This window comes from Lentibacillus kapialis (genome assembly GCF_014646635.1).
Taxonomy (GTDB): Bacteria; Bacillota; Bacilli; order Bacillales; family Amphibacillaceae; genus Lentibacillus; species Lentibacillus kapialis.
The window spans coordinates 1-5,455 of record NZ_BMNQ01000096.1; the positions used below are offsets into that span (position 1 = coordinate 1).

Annotated in this window: 3 protein-coding genes; all 3 read left to right on the forward strand. The window is 40.0% G+C overall.

The features are described 5' to 3' along the window. The first annotated feature begins 339 nt into the window (after positions 1 to 339). Positions 340 to 951: a superoxide dismutase gene (locus IEW67_RS17350; protein ID WP_188634337.1), complete on the forward strand. Its 612-nt coding sequence runs from the start codon at positions 340 to 342 to the stop codon at positions 949 to 951. A gap of 99 nt (positions 952 to 1,050) precedes the next feature. Continuing rightward, a complete protein-coding gene (locus IEW67_RS17355) occupies positions 1,051 to 2,322 on the forward strand; it encodes an MFS transporter (protein WP_188634338.1) in 1,272 nt (423 codons plus the stop codon). A 71-nt stretch (positions 2,323 to 2,393) separates the two neighbouring features. Then, complete coding sequence (locus tag IEW67_RS17360) at positions 2,394 to 4,439, forward strand: peptidoglycan D,D-transpeptidase FtsI family protein (RefSeq protein ID WP_188634339.1); 2,046 nt, start codon at positions 2,394 to 2,396, stop codon at positions 4,437 to 4,439. The last annotated feature ends 1,016 nt before the right edge of the window (positions 4,440 to 5,455 follow it).

Below are 5,455 nucleotides of genomic sequence, written 5' to 3' on the forward strand. Positions count from 1 at the left end.
TGTTCCTTTTTACCGTGTTTAAACATATGTAGCACCGCCCTGTGAAGAATTGTATAGTTACCTTTATTATAACGTAGTCGTGGTATATTTTGGACGCTTTTTTACCCTTTTTGGGGGCTAACCATACTATGGTAAAACAAGCTTATTTTGGTTTTATTTTTCCTTTTGAAGGTTTGGATTTAGTGATACCCGGGAATATATTATAATGATAGGGATTTCACCGCTTACATTTAGAAGAGTGCATTTAAGTTGCATGTGTATCAAGCCTCTGATAGCCTTGAATGTAAAGGGTGAATATTCAATCCTTTTAATAAAGAATATTGAAGGAGGACTTTAGAAATGGCAACATTTGAACTACCAGAACTACCATACGCTTACGATGCTTTAGAACCTACTATTGACAAAGAGACCATGAACATTCACCATACTAAGCATCATAATACTTATGTGACGAAATTGAATGCTGCGCTTGAAGGAAAAGCGGATCTTCAGAGTAAGTCACTTGAAGATTTAATAGGTAATCTTGAAGCTGTACCGGAAGATATTCGTACAGCGGTCCGGAACAATGGCGGCGGACATGCTAACCATAGCCTATTCTGGAAAGTCATGTCACCAAATGGCGGGGGCGAGCCGTCAGGTGAATTAGCTGATAAAATCAATAGCAAATTTGGCAGCTTTGACAAATTCAAAGAAGAATTCGAAGGCGCTGCAAAAGGGCGTTTCGGCTCCGGCTGGGCATGGCTGGTTGTCAATAATGGTGAAATTGAAATCACAGATACTCCTAACCAGGACACGCCATTAATGGAAGGGAAAACACCTATTTTAGGTCTTGACGTTTGGGAGCATGCTTACTATTTGAAATACCAAAATAAACGTCCTGAATATGTGGCTGCATTCTGGAATGTTGTCAATTGGGATCAGGTAGAGAAAAACTATAGCGAAGCCAAGTAACAAAAAAGACACGGGGAAGAGCTCCGTGTCTTTTTTCATGCAATGCATATCTGGCTGCTTTTTGCTCACACTATAAATGAACAAAAAGGGGCAATGGATATGCGTAAAGGTTTAAAATACATAGCTGGAAAAATTGATATTAGCCGTGATCTTATTCTACTGCTGGTCATTGGTGGTCTGTATTCACTCAGTATTTTTCTTTCCAATACATTTGTTAACATTTACTTATGGAAACAGGCAGGTGATTATACAACCATCGCTTTTTATAATTTGGGCGTTTATTTATTTCAGCCCATTACATTTATTTTAGCAGGAAAAATAGCCAAAAAAATTGACCGTGTTATTGTATTGCGCTTAGGGGTAATCTTTTTATCTCTATTTTTTTTGAGTGTATTGCTTATAGCGGATCAGGCAGCTAAATATAATTTTATGCTTGGCAGTGTACTGGGGATCGGGTACGGATTTTACTGGCTGGCCTTTAACGTGCTCACATTTGAGATTACCGAACCGGAATCAAGGGACTTTTTTAACGGATTCCTTGGAATACTTCAATCATTTGCGGGCATGGTAGGACCGTTGCTCGCCGGCACAATCATTGCAAGCATGCAGGAGAATGTCGGTTATAGTGTGATTTTTACAATATCTTTTATTCTGTTTATCGGCGCTGTTATTTGCAGTTTTTTTATTAAGCGTCGCCAGGCAGAGGGGCTATTTCATTTCAAGCGTATTTTAATGGAAAGGTCGCATAATAAAAATTGGAAGAGGATTTTAAATGCACACGTCTCCCAAGGTTTGCGCGAAGGCATTTTTTTATTTGTAATTTCTGTCTGGGTTTACATTACGACCCAAAGTGAGTTTGCTTTAGGGATGTTTAATTTATTTTTGTCAGGTTTATCATTTGTGCTTTATTTCATCGTGACAAAGTGGGTGAAACCATCACTGCGGAAAAAGTCAATTTTGACTGGTGCGTTAATACTATATTTTTCGATTTACATCATCTTGTTTGACATAAGTTATACACAGTTAATGGTTTATGCTGCTTTTATTGGTATTGCCTATCCAATTGTGAATGTGCCTTATGCTTCATTGACTTATGATGTGATCGGAAAGGCTCGTAAAGCAAAGGAACTCCGTGTTGAGTATATTGTTGTAAGAGAACTATTTGTCAATATCGGGCGCGTAACGTCAATTGTTATTTTTTTAACAGCCATCACTTTATTTTCAGCCAAAGTCATTATTCCGTATTTACTTGCCATTTTCGGTCTCGGCCATTTGTTTATTTACTTCTTTGTAAAGGACATTTACCTGGGCAGTACAGGTAAAAAGGATGTCATAACGAAAGAACCGGTAACTGATGAAAAAAATCGGTAAAAAACACTTAGAATTCAGCCCTGTAAATGATATAATATAAAGCATAATTGTTTATGTTAAGGGTGAGGCGAATGGTTTCGAAAAAGAAGAAACAAAAAAAATCCCAACTTCCTTTTCGTTTAAATATCTTATTTTTTATCGTTTTTCTATTGTTTTCGGCATTGGTCTTGCAATTAGGTGTTGTTCAGATTTTGAATGGGGAAACCTTTCAAGCTGAAATTGACCGGACTACAAATGATTATACCAAAATCAGTGTTCCCCGCGGTAAAATGTATGACCGTGACGGAGATTTGATTGTAGGAAACGACGCAGAGTATTCGATAACGTATACACCGGAAAAAGGAATACAAGCAGAAAACAGACTGAAAGTAGCCGAAAAACTGGCTGAATACATTTCGATGGATTCAGAAAAATATTTGGATGGTATCACAAAACAAAATAAAAAAGATTATTGGTACGTAAATAACACCGAGGAAGCCAGAGATCTGCTTTCTCAAAAAGAAGAAGAGGAAATGGATAATGGCGAGCAATATCATGAGATTATTGATCGCATCAGTGAAGATAAAGTGGATGATTATTCCAAACAGCAACTTGAAGTAATCGCAATTAAAAAAGAAATGGATAAAGCGATGACACTGACACCGCAAGTGATAAAAAACGAAGGTGTTACATCTGAGGAATTTGCACGGGTATCTGCCCGGCTGGATGAGCTTCCCGGTATCAATGCAACAACTGACTGGAACAGAGAGTATCCATATGATGGAACATTTCGCGACTTTGCAGGATCCATCACGTCTGAGTCTCAGGGAATCCCAAAAGACAAAGAGGATTATTACCTGAGCAGAGGATATAATCGGAATGACCGGGTAGGAAATAGCGGTCTGGAAGAGCAATATGAAGGTGTTCTGAGAGGTCGGAAAGAAAAAATCAAATACACGACGGATAAAAACGGTACAATTGTTGGCTCGGATGTCGTTGTGGAAGGCCAGCGTGGAAAAGACCTGGTTCTGACTGTTGATATGGAGTTGCAAAAGAAAATTGATGAGGTTATCCGTGACGAGATGAAGACTGCGATTCAAAAGTACCCTGTTGAAAACAGATATTTGGACAGGGCTATGGCGGTTGCGATGAATCCACAAACGGGAGAAATATTGGCCGCCAGCGGACAGCGGTATGACCATGAGGAACATGAGTTTTCCAATATTGGTACATCCACCATTTACAACGCCAATGCTCCTGGATCTTCTGTTAAAGGAGCCACGATGCTGGCAGGCTATCAGTCAGGTGCGATTTCGCCCGGACAGTCGTTTTATGACAGACCGATTAAGATAAAGGGTACTGATGAAAAAAGCTCTTGGAAAAATTTAGGTTATGTTAATGATTATCAGGCACTGGAACAATCATCGAACGTGTATATGTTTTTCATTGCAATGCGGATGGCCGGTGAGTATAACTATCAGTACAATGAACCAGTGAATTTTGATTATGCTGCGTTTGATGAAATGCGCAATTATTTCGGGCAGTTCGGAATGGGAGTACCAACCGGCGTAGATTTTCCATATGAATCGACCGGGTATCAGGGATCAAATCCATCAGCAGGTAATCTGCTTGACCTGGCGATTGGTCAGTACGATACTTACACGACGATGCAAATGGCGCAATATGTCTCAACCATCGCCAATGACGGATATCGCGTTCGCCCGCATTTCATGAAAGAAATTCGCAATCCGGTTCCACATGAAGAAGGGCTCGGCCCAATTTATAAAAGCAATAACACAGAGGTTATGAACCGGGTACAAATGAGCGATAGTCAAATCGATCGTGTTCAGGCAGGCTTCCACCGGGTATTCCAATCACCCAATGGTACAGCCTCACGACATTTTGCCGATAAACCATACGATGCTGCAGGCAAGACCGGAACAGCGGAATATGATGTGTACGAAAATGGAGAATTAAAAGCCTCGACGGAAAACTTAGCACTTGTCGGATATGCTCCATATGATAATCCGGAAGTTGCCTTTGCAGTGATGGTTCCAAAAGTGGGTGAAAATAATGATATTAACCATAAAATCGGCAAAGGTATTTTGGATGCATACTTTGAAAATAAAGATGAATAGTTCATTGACCTGAACTCTAACTAAAGAGTTTAGGTCTTTTTAGTGCGCCCGGTATGGGCTATAACTTGGTGGTGAAAGTCCACTACAGGCTTGGCAGTAGGAACTGTTAGCCAAAGGTCGGTTTAAAAGATTTAAACCGTCTCTTCAAGAAAGCGTACTTAAGCTATTGAACCGCCGTATACGGAACCGCACGTACGGTGGTGTGAGAGGTCGACTAGCCAAATAATGGCTAGTCACCTACTCGATTAATATCACAATATCTAATACTGTGGTGTTTTTGCGCACCCCGCTGTTGGGCAGTCCAGCTAGTCCGAATCCGCATGATAACTTTTAAGTGTCGTAACCGGAGTTCAGCGGTTCCTCATTCCGCTATTTCCTCTTTTCGCCCTAATTTTGCCCTGCTTTTAGCCGAATAACGGAACGAGGATTCATGACAACACTAAATAGGGTGATTTATGTCCATTTAACGGAATGAGGATCCGTTAGATATGGATATCCCAGTTTAGGCGGCCCCTCTCTTCCGTTATTTGCTTCTTTGGATCGTGAGCCTGGGCAGTTACGGTAGAAGGACGTCGGAACATGTTTCTGAAATTCAAAATATGCTCCCGGCAAAATTCAGCTCTGAACATTGTGCGGGAGAGATGTATACGGAATATTATAAAGGCATACATGGACAGGAATATAAATTATCGAATTTTCTCTGACGAAGATAGAAAATGGACTGGCCGTACTTTGCCCGAATTTTCTAATACCAATTGGTATATCTGCTATTCTGCTTTTTCTATAGCTATAATCGAATCCACTTCCGGTAAAAGGGGCATCATTTTAGAAAAGTTTTTAAAATGATACCCCTTTTTCATCTAATATACGATTATAGGATTAGAGGGATCTTTAGATGACGTAAAATAGTTTGTGTAGATTCTTTGAGACAAAAAAAGAGGTAGGGTATCCTCAAAATTGGACAGAAAAAAAGAGAGGAGAAACCCTACCATGTCTCAAAGTATATCGAAAGATAG

Bases quoted from the DNA above. Each gene is read 5' to 3' on its own strand.
- IEW67_RS17355 (WP_188634338.1), top strand. From the start codon at position 1,051: ATGCGTAAAGGTTTAAAATACATAGCTGGAAAAATTGATATTAGCCGT.
- IEW67_RS17360 (WP_188634339.1), top strand. From the start codon at position 2,394: ATGGTTTCGAAAAAGAAGAAACAAAAAAAATCCCAACTTCCTTTTCGT.
- IEW67_RS17350 (WP_188634337.1), top strand. From the start codon at position 340: ATGGCAACATTTGAACTACCAGAACTACCATACGCTTACGATGCTTTA.